At 29.6% G+C, this 17,417-nt stretch carries 16 protein-coding genes; 1 reads left to right on the top strand and 15 read right to left on the bottom strand.

What is annotated here, in order from left to right; genetic code table 11:
* Positions 1-202: 202 nt before the first annotated feature.
* The 12 genes from cas2 to BMY79_RS05655 all read right to left on the bottom strand — a co-directional run bounded on the left by cas2 (position 203) and on the right by BMY79_RS05655 (position 13,032).
* On the bottom strand, positions 203-481 hold the full coding sequence (gene cas2 / locus BMY79_RS05710; protein WP_027429977.1) for a CRISPR-associated endonuclease Cas2: 279 nt from the start codon (positions 479-481) through the stop codon (positions 203-205).
* Positions 482-485: 4 nt separating this feature from the next.
* Positions 486-1,478, bottom strand: a complete 993-nt coding sequence (gene cas1b / locus BMY79_RS05705) for a type I-B CRISPR-associated endonuclease Cas1b (protein ID WP_074730561.1) — start codon at positions 1,476-1,478, stop codon at positions 486-488.
* An 11-nt stretch (positions 1,479-1,489) separates the two neighbouring features.
* Complete coding sequence (locus tag BMY79_RS05700; RefSeq protein WP_022748669.1) at positions 1,490-1,993, bottom strand: CRISPR-associated protein Cas4; 504 nt, start codon at positions 1,991-1,993, stop codon at positions 1,490-1,492.
* A 14-nt stretch (positions 1,994-2,007) separates the two neighbouring features.
* The gene (locus tag BMY79_RS05695; protein WP_074730560.1) at positions 2,008-4,263 is read right to left on the bottom strand and encodes a CRISPR-associated helicase/endonuclease Cas3; all 2,256 of its coding nucleotides are present in this window, start codon (positions 4,261-4,263) and stop codon (positions 2,008-2,010) included.
* A 62-nt stretch (positions 4,264-4,325) separates the two neighbouring features.
* Positions 4,326-5,306, bottom strand: a complete 981-nt coding sequence (cas5, locus tag BMY79_RS05690) for a CRISPR-associated protein Cas5 (protein WP_074730559.1) — start codon at positions 5,304-5,306, stop codon at positions 4,326-4,328.
* A gap of 3 nt (positions 5,307-5,309) precedes the next feature.
* Entirely contained in the window at positions 5,310-6,191 is an 882-nt protein-coding gene (gene cas7i / locus BMY79_RS05685) for a type I-B CRISPR-associated protein Cas7/Cst2/DevR (RefSeq protein WP_074730558.1), read from the bottom strand.
* 6 nt (positions 6,192-6,197) lie between these two features.
* Positions 6,198-7,586, bottom strand: coding sequence for a type I CRISPR-associated protein Cas8a1/Csx8 (cas8a1, locus tag BMY79_RS05680; RefSeq protein ID WP_074730557.1), 1,389 nt, complete (start codon positions 7,584-7,586; stop codon positions 6,198-6,200).
* Positions 7,587-7,598: 12 nt separating this feature from the next.
* On the bottom strand, positions 7,599-8,306 hold the full coding sequence (gene cas6 / locus BMY79_RS05675; RefSeq protein ID WP_074730556.1) for a CRISPR-associated endoribonuclease Cas6: 708 nt from the start codon (positions 8,304-8,306) through the stop codon (positions 7,599-7,601).
* A gap of 397 nt (positions 8,307-8,703) precedes the next feature.
* The gene (locus tag BMY79_RS05670) at positions 8,704-11,376 is read right to left on the bottom strand and encodes a heavy metal translocating P-type ATPase (RefSeq protein WP_074730555.1); all 2,673 of its coding nucleotides are present in this window, start codon (positions 11,374-11,376) and stop codon (positions 8,704-8,706) included.
* A 44-nt stretch (positions 11,377-11,420) separates the two neighbouring features.
* The gene (locus BMY79_RS05665; RefSeq protein WP_083383482.1) at positions 11,421-11,819 is read right to left on the bottom strand and encodes a metal-sensing transcriptional repressor; all 399 of its coding nucleotides are present in this window, start codon (positions 11,817-11,819) and stop codon (positions 11,421-11,423) included.
* A gap of 201 nt (positions 11,820-12,020) precedes the next feature.
* Positions 12,021-12,347 (bottom strand): branched-chain amino acid transporter permease, encoded by a 327-nt coding sequence (locus BMY79_RS05660; protein ID WP_074730554.1) that lies wholly within the window; start codon positions 12,345-12,347, stop codon positions 12,021-12,023.
* A gap of 4 nt (positions 12,348-12,351) precedes the next feature.
* Positions 12,352-13,032 (bottom strand): AzlC family ABC transporter permease, encoded by a 681-nt coding sequence (locus BMY79_RS05655; RefSeq protein WP_022748681.1) that lies wholly within the window; start codon positions 13,030-13,032, stop codon positions 12,352-12,354.
* Positions 13,033-13,159: 127 nt separating this feature from the next.
* Here BMY79_RS05655 and BMY79_RS05650 point away from each other — a divergent pair, with 127 nt between their 5' ends.
* Complete coding sequence (locus BMY79_RS05650; protein WP_074730553.1) at positions 13,160-14,575, top strand: aminotransferase-like domain-containing protein; 1,416 nt, start codon at positions 13,160-13,162, stop codon at positions 14,573-14,575.
* A gap of 161 nt (positions 14,576-14,736) precedes the next feature.
* On the opposite strand, the gene BMY79_RS05645 is transcribed toward BMY79_RS05650, so the two are convergent.
* The 3 genes from BMY79_RS05645 to BMY79_RS05635 are packed head-to-tail and all read right to left on the bottom strand — an operon-like array spanning position 14,737 to position 17,265.
* Complete coding sequence (locus BMY79_RS05645; RefSeq protein ID WP_074730552.1) at positions 14,737-15,597, bottom strand: TrmH family RNA methyltransferase; 861 nt, start codon at positions 15,595-15,597, stop codon at positions 14,737-14,739.
* Between the two features lie 4 nt (positions 15,598-15,601).
* A complete protein-coding gene (locus tag BMY79_RS05640; RefSeq protein WP_022748685.1) occupies positions 15,602-16,522 on the bottom strand; it encodes a SufB/SufD family protein in 921 nt (306 codons plus the stop codon).
* A 14-nt stretch (positions 16,523-16,536) separates the two neighbouring features.
* Positions 16,537-17,265, bottom strand: a complete 729-nt coding sequence (locus tag BMY79_RS05635) for an ABC transporter ATP-binding protein (RefSeq protein ID WP_022748686.1) — start codon at positions 17,263-17,265, stop codon at positions 16,537-16,539.
* Positions 17,266-17,417: the final 152 nt, after the last annotated feature.

The raw sequence follows: 17,417 nt of genomic DNA, 5'->3' as shown, positions 1-17,417 counted from the left end.
TTGTCTTTACATTCCACTTTGGTTCAATTAATACCCGTAACAATTATAGCATAGTATTTTCAAACTTTTCAATTATATATTTTGTCTATGCTCGTTGTCGTCATCAACTTTATTCAAGAAATTATTACTTCTATAAGGTTATTTTGCTAATTTACAGTATTGTCTATCTATAGACTTTTTTATGATATCGCACATCGACAATTCAAAGAAAATTATCTGTAATATCATCAACCTTCCCATAAAATTCTTTTTCAAGCCATCTCTTTTCTCTACTTTTAAAAACAATTATTGAATCTTTTTCTTTTCGTATATATTTATCCAATTCGTTTTTTAACTGTTTCAGTTGAACTTTTGAAATATCCCCCTCAAAAACTGACAATTGAATATGAAACAAATATTTTTTACATATTTTAAAAACATTACGCTGTATGCGAGCCCCACCATCTTCTAATGGTATGTCATATATCAAAACTACATACATTTTTTTACCACCACATTTCAAATCCTTTATATTCTTTTTCTCCAAAAATATGCTTCACAAGTTTATATGCCTCTAGCCTTATTAAATATTCATATGAAACATTTTTATTCAATTCTTTGTGAAAAATAGTCTTTTTCATTCTTTCGTCTAACGATTGTAAAATTGTTTGTGAAGCTCTTTTGGTTAAATGTAAACCATTTAGTCCTTTATCAAACGATTTATCAGTTATCTGCCCTTTATTTATTAGAGAAAAAATCAACCTGTCCCCTATAAGTGGTTTAAATATTTCTGACAAATCCAAACACAATGAAAACCTTCTTTCACCAGGTTCATGTAAAAAACTAATTGTTGGATTTAATTGTGTTTTATATATTTGCGATAAAGTTTTTGTATATATCAAACTATTTACATATGATATCAAACTATTTACTTCATTGTCTGGAGGATGCATTATTCTTTGCTTAAATGGAAATTTGTTATTAATTATTGCTTCCCATTGTTCATAATAACATTTTCTAATATTTCCTTCTATTCCCATTAATTCTTGAATAGACCTACACTTAATAATTTGATTTCTTAATTCTAAAATACGTTTCATAGCAAAATCTAATTCTTTGCCTCTTCCGTTATAATACCTTAAATTTCTATATATATTATATGAAGAAGCTTCTAACAAAGCTTTTGCTAGATTTAAGCGTTTTTCCTTATCTGTATATGTTTCAACTTGTTTAACAATAGCTTTTCCTGACAATAAGGACTCTCTTGGATAGAAACTGCCAATATAATAATCATAATAATTAAATAAATGCATTATAACATTATTCTGCGAAAGCAGGTTTAAAAAAGGCATATTAAAGTTCATTTGATTCATCACGTATATTTCAGATACCTGCTCTATCGGAATATCTTTTCTATCATTTTCATTATATATAAAACGTATTGTATTATCATGCCTTTCTAATTGACCCTCACTATATAAATAAAAGCTTCTTTTCATCTTGTTCCTTTCTATATGTAACACAAATCATAATATGAGCAATTTTTGCATATAGCTTTTTTATACAGGCTTCTAGGTTTTTCTTCTAATATTATTTTTTTTATATTATCTAGCACTTTTTCAATTATAACTTCATCTGAGTCAAGAAGTTTAACCTCTTTAGTTTGTTTGAGCAAAGGATAATCAATCCTTCCAACTAGCCCGTAAACACCTTTTTGTTTTAAATAGTATAGATAATATTTTAATTGCCATATACTTGCTTCTTCAATTTTCTTTGATTTCTTTATTTCATGTAAAATATTATCTTTTTCTATAAAATCAATATTGATAACATTATCAATATTAATATGTTTTTTTTCTTTAGAATACGTCTTTTCGTCTAGTAATTTTCCTAGAGCGACATTTTCATTATTCTGTTCCATGCAAATATTATTGTAAAAATACCACAATTTTCTATCACATACCCAGTAATAATAAAACATCAAACCAGTCACTCTAAGTTCATTGTCATTCATTATTTGCCTCCTTTTTAAATGAATACTCCGTAATCGTCTTCTAAACTACTATTACTTTCGTCTCTAGATACTCTACTATATCCTCTAACGGCATCATAATTGCATTTTAATACATAAATTTTTTGATATTGTGTTAAGTCAAACTCAGTCTCAACTACCTCACTACTAAAACACCCCATATCATATAATCCAACATCAACCGTTAATTCATTAATTACATCAATACATTTTTGATATTCTTTCCAATCATTTTGATTATTAACTTTTATACTTTTTATTTTTTGAAGTAATTCATCAATATAATCTTTTTGACTATTATAAACATCTGTTGGAATAATAGTATATGAAATGATGTTTCTAAATTTCTTTGCTTTTTCCTCACTACTAAGTTCATTAACATCCATTTCATATAAGTTCATTTCCGATGACCTATATATTTTCATATAATTACTTTTTTTCAACTTATCCATTGTAAAAAAAGTATTAATAAGATCTACTTTTTGCTTTTCTGAAATTGATCCATCCCAACCATTTATAGCCTCCTTACTTAAATCATATAATGTTCCGTCTATAAATCCCTTATCTCCTGATCTATTTATAATATTCTCAAAAATTTCTGTAAAGACGAAACAATTTGTATCATTCGTATTCTTTCTTCCTTTTCTATTACATCTTCCAAGTCTTTGAAACAAACCATTTAAATCGGATAATTCTGTATACAAATAGTCAAAGTCAATATCTAAACTTGCTTCAACAATTTGAGTTGCAACCCAAATTACATTTTTTGATACTTCAGTTTTACCATCTTGTCCTATCTCTTTTTCAAGCTTTGTCCTATCCTTTTTAATAAATTTTGAGTGCAACATTTTTATTTCAATTTCTTCGTTTTGGATGCTTTCTTTTAAGGAATCAAATACTTCTTGAGCTTTTTTTACTGTATTACAGATTACAAGTATTTTATTACTCTTCTTTTCTAAATAGTTTTCATTTGCTTTTTTTACTATTCTATCTACATTTAATTCTTCATTTAATGTTTTCAAATTGTGTCTGACCGAATCTGGATTGAATTCACCAATTGTAAAATCATACGTATTATTATTACAATCCTTCATCAACAATTCTTTCACAAACGGAGGTAATGTGGCTGTAAAAATTGCAATCTTTCCACCTAACTCCATTATGTCATGAATTCCTTTTATTAAATACGATAACATCGTAGCATCATATGCTTGTATTTCATCTATTATTACCTTTGAATTTGCCAAAGTTGCAAGTTTCATTTCATAATTATCTGTTTTAAAAACAAAATCAAATAATTGATCTGGTGTAGAAATAGTTATTGGCATTGCAAATTGTTTCGATTTTGATTTATATGTCTTTAAATCTATTTCTGATAAACTTTTTTCTTCTTGTATTGCAATGAATCCTAAGTTATCTGAATGTAATAAAGCTACACGATTTTCGATCTCCTCACCTTTTAAAATATCATTCACAACTCTCAAAAATATACTATTTATCGCACTCCTCAACGGCAAAACATAAAAACCTTTATTATCTCCTAGCCATAATAAAGATCCCTCTGTTTTTCCCATACCTGTTGCAGCCGTTATCATTAAATTTTTATCTGCATTTTCCATACAAAATTCTTGCATATTATTCCATTTTGCATTCTCGTTAACTTCTTTCCACTCATTCAACATACCATCTATTTTAGATAGCAAAAAATTATTATTTATTTCTACAATGTTTCCTGCACTTGCAGCATAATCACATCGATTTAATAATCCTTTAACTAATATTGTTTTATTTATATTTCTTACAGCTTCAATTTTTTTAAAGTCTCTCCTCTTTACATTAAAATGTTCGACACATTCTAACAAACTATTTTTTAATGTTTTTTTGTCTAGTACTAAATCATTGACTGATTCATTTCTAAAACTATGATGATACAAAACGGAATAACAAACAATATAATACTCTTCTTCGTTATCAAAATCATTTTTATCGATGAAGAAAATTGACAAAAAATTATGTGGTAATTCTTTTTCATCATTAAATTTTCCCCCATTTTTTATTCTGTTTTGAAATTCTTCATTAAACTTACCATAATCATGATATTCACATGATTTAAATAATAATTCTCTTATTTTTTTATCCATTTTATAATTGTCACTTAAAATTTTAGCACATTCTATAACATCATCTGTATGCTGTCTAATTGTTAATTCTGGATTACTTTTTGCTAAAAGATTTAAATTTATTTTTTCCATATTTTTCCTTCCTAAAAAATCTTGCTCATGATATGTAATACACCATAAGCAAGATTTAGTGTTTATAAGAAACTAACTATATAAGTTCCATCATAATAGACGTTCGTATCATCGCCTAATTCTGACTCATCATCTATCTTATAATTGCTAGAATATACTACCCATTTTTTTTCAAATATTCTTTTACCATTTTTTATATAATAATTTTTATTTAAATAGAACTTAGTTCCACCAACTCTTATACCTTCACTTCTCTCGTTAGGTATTATTACATCCTCAGAAACTGCCTTACTAGATACATATCCAGTTAATTTTTTTTCATTGGAATCATTAGCAATTTCGTCACAATCAATCTCATCAAATAATTCCACTATTTTAGCTTCCTGGATATCAACAAAATCCTCACTCCTTCCAATAGATTTGATATTATAAACATTTTTTAAAATATCCTCAACCACAGCATCATCTGCTCTGATGTGAATAATCAACTTAACATCATAAAGAACTTCATAAGATTTTATCGATCTATTTAACGTTGCAAAGTTGTCTAATTTAGCTTGACAGTTTTTCTTTTTATTTTTTAAGTTATTTAAAGTTTCCTTATCCGCATTTTTGTGACTTTTTATTTCGTCATCAATATCCTTTCTATTCTTTCTTAATTTTTTATATTCTTCTAGTAATTCTCTATTATGAACTACTGTCTTAACTTCTTTTTCGTGAGAAGCGCCTTGTTTTAATGCCTCGGAAACAATTTCATGTGCTTGAGATAACATAGAGGAATTCTTCATCTTCACTAGAATTCCCCTATCATCCATAGTTGAATTTAAATATTCGTTATATCTATAAATCCTTTTTTGTTTAGATCCATAGCACCCTTGAATACTAATATCCATTGGATGATATTTTTCATATCCACATGCTGCATGAACAGCACCAATTACAGTCGACATTGGTGGTAAAGGATAAGTCATTTTATTATCAATTGTCTCTTCCCTTCTGTAATTTGCTTGACTTTGATAAAGAATTATTCTTAATGTTTTCATAAATTACACCCCATAGAATTTTCTTACATCATCCTTTATTTCTTTAAACATTTTACCAATCGACTCCGGTTTTAAGCTTTCACGTATTTCATCAGCATTTTCAATACTGCTTCCATCCTGAAATCCTACTTTAAAGTTTCCAGATAATCTTTCTTTTAGCGAGTCGGTTATAACTAATCTATTGTTCTGTACTTTAACAACATTTTCAAAATAATGTGTTGCTCTGTTTGAAATACCTCCCACTGCAAAAATAGGTTCAGCATTATCAAGATTACCTTTTACAACTAAACTTAAATTTTCTATTGCTTCTAATAGAGAAATTACTCTATCAGCCTTTTCTTCTGCACTTGCTTCTTGGCCTTCATAATTTGCATCAGTTCCTATCATGTCTAAATCTACTGTAAAACTATACTGTTTCAAAGATTTATCATATTCATATTGATAAGGCATCAAGCCACACTTACTAGCTTCTGTCTGTAAATTTAAATCATTTGCTTTCGCATATGTCTGTGCCATATACAAATTATTATGGAATCTTGTTTCATTTACATATTCTGCGCATGCTACTGCATCTGTGACATAAAATGAACTATTTCTTATAACTGTATCATTCTTTGTGTTCATGTAACCGCCTTCTAAAGCTCTACAGTTAGTTGCATTTTTTTCTTCCGAAACATCCTTTTGAGTAGCTCCGTCTACATCAACTTTTAAATCATCATAAAAGCCACTTTGTACCATGATTGAATTTTTTAAACTTTCTTTAGATCGAATTGCGTATGTTTTTCCATTTTTAAATACCTTTTGTACTGTGGAAATATTTCCTAATCCTTCTGAATAATTCGAAGTCATATTCGAAATTATAGTAATTGTAATACTATTAGCCATAATATTTTACTCTCCTTTTTCTTCTTTATCATATAAATTTTTTTCACTTAAGGCATTTACAAATGTAAATGCAATATTTTTATTGTTCTCAAAATCGTCAAATAAGTCATATGCGAACTCAAACGGAACACCTGAATATGACGATAGTTGTAACAATATGGTATTAAACCTTTCATAATCTTTAAAATTCAAAGCTGAAATTAGTTTTTGTCTATAGCTTGTTATCTTATTTTTACTATTTCTTTGAACAAAAACTTTGACCACTTCACCAGCAGTTTTGCTTGCAAAATATGTGTTTTTTTCCATATTTTTTTCTCCTTCATATATTTTTATATTTATTTTGATTAGTTGATCTGTAAAATCCACATTATCCTTCATAACTTGAATTATTAAATTATCTAATTTAATATTTTCAATTATGGATTCTGATACAATTTCAGATATATCTATATACTCTTCTCCACGTTTTATTTTTCTATTGATTTTTTGGCATTTTTTTTCATCTATACTTCTGAAAATATCAATAGCGTTCCTTCTTAACATTAAACTTTCATATGGTTTGCCTATCTCTTTAGTTAAAATTTCAACATCATATTTTAGATAATCAGAAACTTTTTTTATAACAAAAACTTCTGAAATGTTTCTATTATTAGCTTTTTCTTCAATTGTAACAAAAAGATTCTTATTAGCTTTATATAATAATCTACAATCAGAGCTACAGTTTACAAAATAAGCTTTTCTTGTATTCGTAAACGCAAATGGAATAAATTCAAACTCAAATTCATCACAAAATACAGCATTCTTGAAATCAAAATTATATCCAAGTGATTTTTTCTTTTTTCCTAAATCAACATAGTAACCATCTAATCTAGATATGCCTCCCATATCTTTTTGAGTTTTTCTAAAACATCCATCATGAATAAATTGGACATACATAGATTTTGCTTTATTATAAGTTTCCGCAATAAGATCATATCTATTATCTTTAATTCTGCTCAGAATTTCTTCTCTATCTTTTTGTGGATCCTTTAAATTTTTAAAAACCTTTTTACAAATTGTTGGATTACTCAATTTGGATTTTGCAAGTTTAATACTTTCATCATCTATTTCTTCATTATGCAAAATTCTTTCTAAAATACAATGTGCTAAATATTTTGAGTATCTTTCCTCCACAAAATCTAAAAAAACATGATAAACTTCTTCATTAGAATCATTTAAATCTAAATCTTGGAAATTATAATCCATATAATTTTCTGTCAATTCATATTCAACAGTTCTTCCAACAATTTTACAATAATCAAAAAAAGATTTTATTCCCACAATTGCCGCTGAATATCTCCAATCTGATGGAAATATTCTTCGGTTATACCTATCATTTTCAAGTATCTCTATCATTTTTTCTCCTTTCTAATTAATAAGTTCAAATTTTCCAAAGCCAGATGCTGTCTTACTTCCCAAACCATTTAAGTACAACTCATTTAGTTGTGCAATATTTCCTTTTAATCTAAACACTCCTAAACTTGATGGAATATTTGCACTATATGCCTTTATTACAACTTTTTTTGTTTTCAAAACCTCTATCTTTGGTACATCAGTTGAAGAATAAAATTTTTTTTGAAGAATGTCATTAAGAGTTTCTTCGAAACCTTCTTCCTCTGGCAAAAAATATAAATCTCTATTTGTTTCTCTATTGTGTTTTCGGCAAACTAAAGGAGATAACATTTTGATAATTATTTCACTTTCGTCAATTTCCTTTGTTTTTGAAATTTTACTATCTACCAAACACATATAATTTTTATTTGCTAGAGGATACTTTTTATTTTTTTCTTTCAAGCAGGCATTATTTAACATAAATAAAAACTTTATGTCAGTCGAAGACACATAAAATTTAACTTCATGTCCCTGTATCTTTGCTACATCATCTTCAAACTTCAAACCTGGTAAAAAACCCCAAAAACAAAATGGTTTCTGAATAGTTTTTCCCTCAGAATACATGCTTTCGAAATATTCTTCATTTTCCTCTTCTATTCTCGCCTTTAGATACGAAAGAAATAATCTTCGCCAATCCTTATTTATTTCCGACTTTTCAAGTCGAAATACCATAGTAATCTTCATTGTTCCTCCTTTATATTTTTTAATGTGAAGTAATAAAATCTTCACTTCTCTTTTCAACCTATTATCTACTCTTTAAATATACACCTTATAAAATTCAAATGCAAGTATAAATTATTTTTTTTTCATTTTTTTTATTATCGTCTTACCTTTTTATATATTACAGGTTTAATTTTTCATTTTAGGGCCCCTTACATTTAACTTTAACACTATATCTGTCCAATAATTCGGACTCTCATTTTTTCCCCCATTAATTGTAAATTTTAATCTCAAAATCCACTCAATTTTCCCACAAAAAAAGTTATATCAAATTCCATCAAGCACTAAAACAATCTGATTTTTGCTCTCTCTCCGAAATTCAATATAACTTTTAATCAGCATATATTCTTTTTATTATCTTTTACGCCTTTGGCTCATATCCTTCTTCTTTTATTGCCTCGCATAATGTGTTATCATCCACTTCTTTTGTTAATGTCACTTCTACTGTTCCTTTTTCGTGACTTGCAACCACGCTTTCTACTCCATCGATTTTTTCTAATGCCTTCTTTACATGATTCTCACAGTTGTGACACATCATTCCTTCTACTTTAAATGTTTTTGTCATTTTACTTATACCTTCCTTTTCTTTATTTTTTTCATAATTATTTTGTGTAATATTTGTTTCCTGTGTTTTTTCTGATATTTCTTGCGTTGTATTTGTTTCTAAAGTTTGCTTATTATTTTTTTGACTCGAAAAAAGTTTTTTAGTTACCAAATTTAATCTTAACGCATTCATACATACGCAAAAGCTAGATAAGCTCATTGCTGCTGCTCCAAACATTGGCGTTAATGTCCACCCTGTGATGCCGATCCATACACCTGCTGCAAGCGGAATTCCAATGATATTATAAATAAATGCCCAAAAAAGATTTTCATGAATGTTACTTATTACTTTTTTACTTAGTTGTATTGCAGAAACAACATCAGAAAGGCTACTATTTACCAAGACAACATCAGCCGCCTCAATTGCGATATCCGTTCCAGCACCAATTGCTAAACCAACATCAGCCTCTGTTAACGCCAAGGCATCGTTTATACCATCGCCAACCATTACAACTACTTCGCCTGAGTGTTTGTACTCTTTTACAACATCTGCTTTTTGAATTGGCATAACATCTGAAATCACCTCATCAACTTCTGCTGTTTGGGCAATATATTCTGCTGTTTTAGCATTATCACCAGTTAACATAACCACTTTTAATCCCATTTTTTTAAGCCCATTAATGGCCCTAGCACTATCCTCTTTAACTGTATCAGACACTAAAATAACACCTAATATTTCGTCTTCCCTAGAGAAAAACAATGGAGTTTTACCCATTAATAATAACTCATCTACATTATTTTGTAATATAAAATCTTCATACTTTTTTGAATCAACTATGTGCTTTTTAACATATTCGCCTTTTGTTGCATAATACATCACACCGTTTATTCTTGCTCTTATTCCGCTTCCAGACATTTCTTCATATTCGGTTATCAAATGACTTTCGTCCTTCACACATCCCTTATTTTCCTTAGTTTGGCAATAATTTACAATTGCCTGCGCTAATGGATGTTTTGAATCTTTTTCTAATAAAAATGCAATCTGTAACAAATCCTCTTTAGAAAAATTCTTTGAGGCATTCCCATTTAAGATAATATCGGTTACCTTAGGTTTGCCTTCTGTAATCGTTCCTGTTTTATCTAAAATCACAGTTGTTGCTCGACCTACTGTTTCTAGCGCTGTGGAAGTTTTATATAAAATCTGATTTTTGGCACCAATTCCATTTCCAACCATTATCGCTACCGGGGTTGCTAATCCTAATGCACAAGGGCAACTTATTACAAGCACTGTAATTGCATGCGTAAGGGCTGTTCCCACGTCTGCCTGTAACCCAAAAAACCATACAAATGCAGTGATTAGCGCTATCACAAGTACGACCGGAGTAAAAATTCCTGCAACTTTGTCTGCTATTTTAGCGATAGGTGCTTTACTTGCTGCCGATTGACTTACCATTTCTATCATTTTAGATAAACTAGTGTCTTGTCCCACTCTTATTGCCTTACACTTTATAACACCAGAGATGTTTATTGTTCCAACCGAAACTTCGGCTCCACTTCCTTTATCAACTGGAATACTTTCACCTGTGAGTGCCGATTCATCTATTGCACTTTCACCTGATATAATTATACCATCCACAGGTATTTTTTCTGCAGGTCTGACTAAAAAAATATCATCTTTTTTAACATCGGATGCATCAATTATTATTTCTTTTCCATCTTTAATAACAGTTGCTTTCTGTGGTATTAACTCAATAAGCCCCTTTATTGCATCTGTTGTTCGACCTTTTGAATAGGATTCTAACGTTTTACCAATTGTAATGAGTGATAATATCATTGCTGCTGACTCAAAATATAGATTATCCATCAACTTAGCAGCCTTATATTTTTCAGAAATCGAAACATAATATGTCATTCCATAAAGCACAATTACTGAATACATAAATGATATTCCTGATCCCATTGCCACTAAAGTATCCATATTTGGTGTGCCATGCATCGTACTTTTTAATCCCGAGATAAAAAAGTTTCTATTTATAAACATTACAATAATTGCTAAAAGCATCTGTGTAATTCCGATTGCGATATGATTGTCAATCATAAAATAAGGTAACGGGAAACCAAACATCATATGGCCCATCGAAAAATACATTAAAGGCAGTAAAAACAAAACGGAAAAAGATAGTCTTTTTTTCAGCTTTGGAGTGGTCGTATCCTTAAAGTCATCTCTTATATCAGCTTGTATGCCGTATCCTATTTGACTGCTACTACTTTGGCTATCACTGTTTAGGTTACTTTCTCTTTTATAAGCGTGATACCCAGCATCTTCAACTGCTTTACATATTTCTGCTTCATTAACATCTCCATCTATTTCCATTGAATTTGTCAATAAACTTACTGTAACCTCATTAACTCCTTCAACTTTTTTAACGGCTTTTTCGACATGAGCAACACATGCAGCACACGTCATGCCTTCAACTTTATATTTTTCCATTGAAATAATTCCTCCTTTCCATGTATTGCTTAAACATTTAAAAATTATTTCATTAGTTTTTGAATTGTTTTTACTAACTCATCTATAACCTCTTCGTTACCTTCTTTGACGTTTTGTATTACACAACTCTTAATATGATTAGATAATAAAACCTTGTTAAAACTGTTAAGTGCTGATGTAATGGCCGAAACTTGAGTTAAAATATCTACACAATAAGCTTCTTTTTCTACCATCTTTTTAACGCCTCGAACTTGTCCCTCTATGCGAGAAAGTCTGTTGTATAAATCCTTAAATTCTTTTTCTGTTCTCTTCTTTGTCTTGCCGGTTACAATCAATTCTTCACTATTTGATTCAACTGTGTTGCCACTTTCTAATTTGTTTTCTGAACAACAACATTTTTTTAATTCTGACTCTATTTCTTTTTTATTATTTAAATTTGGCATGATATAATTCACCTCTACTCTTTAATTTTACGCAACTTCATATACCCCATCGGGGTATTTTTAATATAATTATATGCATCTAACAAAAAAAAGTCAATAAATATATCCTTAAATATATCTACTGACTTCTCTTTACTATTTCAACAATTCTGTTTAACTCTATAATCTTTTCCTTATATCTAACTATAATCTAGCTTTTACTTATAAAACACATTGAACTAAAAACATATAAAAAATTGTTCCACCTGCTATTGGAAGTAACATATCTTTACGCCAATAATACAATCCAATCACAACTAATGATGCTAGCATTTCTGGAATTCCGTGTGTTCCCGTTAATACGTGAACATCTTTTAAACTATAAACGACTAACAATCCAAAAACTGCTGCCGGTAAAACCGATCCCAAATATTTCACGTATTTAGGAGTTTCTTTTCCTGCTGGAAATAAAATAAATGGTGTAAATCTAGTTATCATCGTTCCTACTGAAACAACAGAAATTATTATTAATTTTTGAAATAATGTCATAATGTTACCTCACTATATATTTTTTCATACCTGTTAAAATCAAAACTATAAGAATCATCGAAGGAATAATGAATTGAGTTTTTCCTAAAAAAATCAAACACATAGCCGATACAACAACTCCAATAATTGCACTTATGTGATTGTCTTCTTTCCCCCACTGATTCATAAAAATCACAATAAACATCGCTGTCATTACAAAATCTAACCCTTTAGTGTTAAATTTTAAAATACTTCCAAAAAGCGCTCCAATTGAAGCCCCAAAAATCCAATACATATGATTCAATACTGTCACCCAAAATAAAAACCATCCTCTATCGACATCTTCAGGTATATCAGCTGTATAGTTTATGGAAAAAGTTTCATCACACATTCCAAAAATCACATATAATTTTTTCTTACCAATGCCACGATACTTATCAAGCATAGATATTCCGTAAAATAAATGTCGTGCATTGACCATAATTGCAAGCGTTATAGCTTGTATTGGATTAAAAATTCCAAGCATAAGATTAGCTGCTATAAATTCTACTGATCCTGCAAATACAACCGCACTCGTTAAAATAGGAATCCACGCTGGAAATCCTAATTTTACCATATATATTCCTAACGTCATTGCCAAAAACAAGAATCCTGCAAAAATAGGAATTGTCTGTGGAAATGCCGCTTTTAATGCTTTTATTCTCAATTTTTGTTACCTCTTTTCTAATCTCTTTACTTTTTGCAGAATCAATCGTATCATTATATTTACATACAATCAACAATTAAATTGTATGGATTACAATTTAATTATTAAAATGACGGAGGACCATAAAATGCCTATTAATTCTTTTGACGATTATTTTTTGTCATGGAAACCAGATAAAAAAAATATAAAAAAGCCTATTTATAAGTCTCTCGCCGGACTTCTTGAAAAAGATATAATCGGTGGAGTGCTTCTTCCGAACACTTTATTACCACCACAGCGAGAACTTGCAGACTATCTTGATATAAATTTTACAACGGTCACAAGAGCATATAAATTATGTGAATTAAAAGGACTAATTTATGCTGAAACTGGAAGAGGCACTTTCGTTTCTCCAAGTGCTTCAAATAAAATTACTATTTCTTTAGAAAATACTCCATCTCAAATTATCGATTTTGGATTTGTTAGTTCTTTTGAACAATATAACTCTATTATTTATAAACATTTACCTCAGGCTTATAAAAAGAATTCTTTTCCTGCTCTTTTAACATATGAGGATCCAACTGGACTTATCTCCCATAAAAAAGCAGCACTTTCTTGGCTTGAAAAAATTAAATGCTATCCTTCAATCGATAATATTGCAATCACAGCCGGAACCCAAAATGCCTTAACAATAACCTTACTTGCACTATTTTCACCTGGCGATTATATTGCTGTAGATTGCTTTACTTATCCAAATTTTATCACACTTGCAAAAATGTTAAATATAAAACTTATACCTATCAAAAGTGATAATAATGGAATAATTCCAGAAGAATTAGAAGCTCACGCTAAGAAAAAAAGATTACGTGGATTATTTATTGTTCCGTCGTGCAATAACCCTACGACAGTTGTAACAACAGATTTTAGAAAAAGACAACTCGCTGAAATAGTTAAAAAATATAATTTAATACTTATAGAAGATGATATCCATGCATTTTTAAATTCGGACATAATACCTAACTACATGGGACCAATGTCACGATATGCACCTGATCAAAGTGTGTATATTTGCAGTCTTTCAAAATCGATTTGCTCTGGTTTAAGAGTTGCTTATTTAATATACAGCAATCCATTTCGAGAAAGGATTTTAAACGCTCTTTTTGCTGTAAATGTAAAAACTTCATCGTTTAACGTTCAGTTAGTAAGTAGTTTAATTATGAATAATATTGCAGATGAAATTGTCACAAAGAAACTTGAAACTGCCAAAATAAGGAACCAATTATTTAATGATATATTTCCATATGCTCCTAAAAAAGGGCATCCACTTAGTTTTTACAGATGGCTCCCTATTTCTAGCAACAAGCCTGGCAAACAAATAGAAGACTACATGTTATCAAAAGGGCTTAAAATTTACCACTCAGATCGTTTTGTTTGCGGTTCAACAAATAAAAATAATGAACATTATATAAGAGTTTCATTATCTAACCTAGATAATGACGCTTCCTTAGAAAATGGATTAAGACGACTAAAAATTGTACTTGAGAAGAGTAGAATTATTATATAATCTTAAAAGCCCCTTAAGTAAATAATTTTGAGATGACCAAAAAGTCTAACTTTTAGGTGTCGTTTCAATTTACTCAAGGGGCCATTTTATTTTCCTTTATAATATTACCTAATAATATTCCTTGATGTTATAACTTTATAACATTTTTGTATCATATGTGTTTATTTATTTTTTACTCTTAATTCCCAAAAAGCTACCGCACTTGCTGCTGCAACATTTAATGAATCTACATCATGATACATAGGAATTTTAATTACAAAATCACACTTTTTGATAGTTGCCTCAGATAAACCATTTCCTTCACTTCCCATTATAATTGCAAGCTTATCTTGTTTTTCAAAAATAGGGTCTGTAATATCTTTAGATTGATCGTTTAATGCCATAGCAACAACTTTATATCCTAAATCATGCAACTGATCAATGTAATGTTCGTAATTTTTATTTTTTTCATCATAATACGTCCAAGGAATCTGGAATACTGTTCCCATACTCACCCTTGCTGAACGTCTGTATAACGGATCACAACAATCTCTCGTTAACACTATACTCTCCATACCTAACGCTGCTGCTGATCTAAAAATCGAACCAATATTAGTTGGATTTACAACACTTTCTAGAATTACTATTCTTCTTTGTGAAGCAATAATATCTTCGACCTTAGTTTTTTCTTTTCTTCGCAAAACACTCAAAACACCTCTAGTTACAACAAATCCTCTAATATTTGATAATACTTCTTTACTAGCAGTAAAAATCGGTACCTCTGGCGAAAGCTCAATAATTTCACTTACTTCACGAACTGCTACACTATCTGAACTTTCATCTAAGTATCCTTCTTCAATTAGAAAACTCTCTGGCTGATATCCTGCATCTAACGCTCTTTTTATTACCTTGGCACTTTCTGCAATGAAAACACCCAAATCAGGTTCATATATGTGTGTTAACTGATTTTCGTTATACTTGATGTATTTTTTTATTCTTTCATCTGATAAATCAGAAATATGTATTATATTTCTTTTTTTCATATTCTTATTTTAAAAATCCTGAAATAATTTGTTCTTCTGCTTCTTGTTCTGTCAAACCAAGAGACATAAGTTTAATTAACTGATCGCCTGCTATTTTACCAATTGCTGCTTCATGAATAAGTGCTGCATCAACGTTTTTAGCATCTAATTTAGGTATTGCTACAACGTGTGCTTTATCCATGATAATAGCGTCACATTCAGCATGACCGCTACATACTGTATTACCTACAATAGCAGCCTCAAAAATTTGTTCTGATTCATTTTTGGCTACAGATCTAGAAATAATATCTGTACTTGAATTTTCTCCGTTTAATTCTACTGTATAAATACTACTAGCCTTTTGATCAGCATGTGTCATTAATCTTTCATGAACAATAAGTGTTGCATCCTCTGCTAATTCAGCCTTAGTTGTTCTTATTGTAGAATCTACACCTTTAATTTGAACCATTTCCATATCAACATAGCTACCTGCTTCTTGATATACTTCAGTTACAGGATTTAATATTTTTTTACCTGTTCCTTCACCTTGTCCATAGTGCTTTTCTACGTAGCGAACTTTTGCATTTTTGCCAACGAAAAATCTATGTACTCCATCATGCTGCGAATCTTGATTACCACAGTTATGAATTCCACATCCTGCAACGATTGTTACATCTGAACCTTCACCAACATAAAAATCATTATAAACAACTTCTTTAATTCCTGCTTCACTTAAGACAACTGGAATATGCACACTTTCATTCTTTGTACCTGGTTTAATAATAATATCAATTCCACTTTTATCTTCTTTAGTAACGATATCGATATTAGCTGTTGTATTTCTTCCAGCTGATTTACCATTAGCTCTAATATTATATGCTCCATCTGGAACTTTATGTAAATCTGCAACTTCCTCTAGAATTTGCTTTTGAATTTCATCTAACATATTAATCCCTCTCCTTACATAAGCTTATCACATGCAACTTTAGCTGCTGAAGATGTACCTAAAATTTCTGGAAGAATTTCTTCTTTAGTTCCTTGTTTTTTTACATGTCCATCTTCGATTACAACTATCTCATCTGCAATACTTAAAATTCTTTCTTGATGAGAAATAATAAGAATTGTACCATTAATAGATTCTCTGATATTCTCAAAGACTTTAATTAGATTTTGGAAACTCCATAAATCTATTCCTGCTTCAGGTTCATCAAATACTGTAAATTTAGTTCCCCTTGCTAAAACAGTAGCTATTTCTATACGTTTCAATTCTCCACCAGATAACGATGCATTCACTTCACGATTAACATAATCTTTTGCGCATAAACCTACTTTTGATAAATACTCGCAAGCTGCTGACACTGAAAGATTTTCTCCCGCTGCCAATCTAAGAAGATCAATTACTTTAATACCTTTAAAATGAACTGGCTGTTGGAATGCATAGCTTATTCCTAACTTTGCTCTTTCTGTGATACTCTTATTCGTAATATCTTCGCCATCAAAAATCATCTTACCAGATGTTACTTCATTAACACCCATTATCAATTTGGCTAATGTTGATTTACCACCACCATTTGGACCAGTAATAACAACAAATTTACCATCTTCTATATTTAGATTTAAATGATCAATGATATTAATTTTTTTATTATTTTCTTCTACCTGATATGTAATATCCTTAATCTCTAACATTATTTGTTCCTTTCCTAAATTCAACTTAGTGCAAATTAAAATTTATATTATTTTTATATAATTATTTATATAATCATACGAAGCTATAATGCCTCACTTTTCTATTATATATTAGATATTTAAAAATATAAATAGGATTTTGTTGCTTTTTA

The organism is Lachnobacterium bovis (genome assembly GCF_900111325.1).
Taxonomy (GTDB): Bacteria; Bacillota; Clostridia; order Lachnospirales; family Lachnospiraceae; genus Roseburia; species Roseburia bovis_A.
This window is presented reverse-complemented; position numbering and strand designations above follow the sequence as displayed.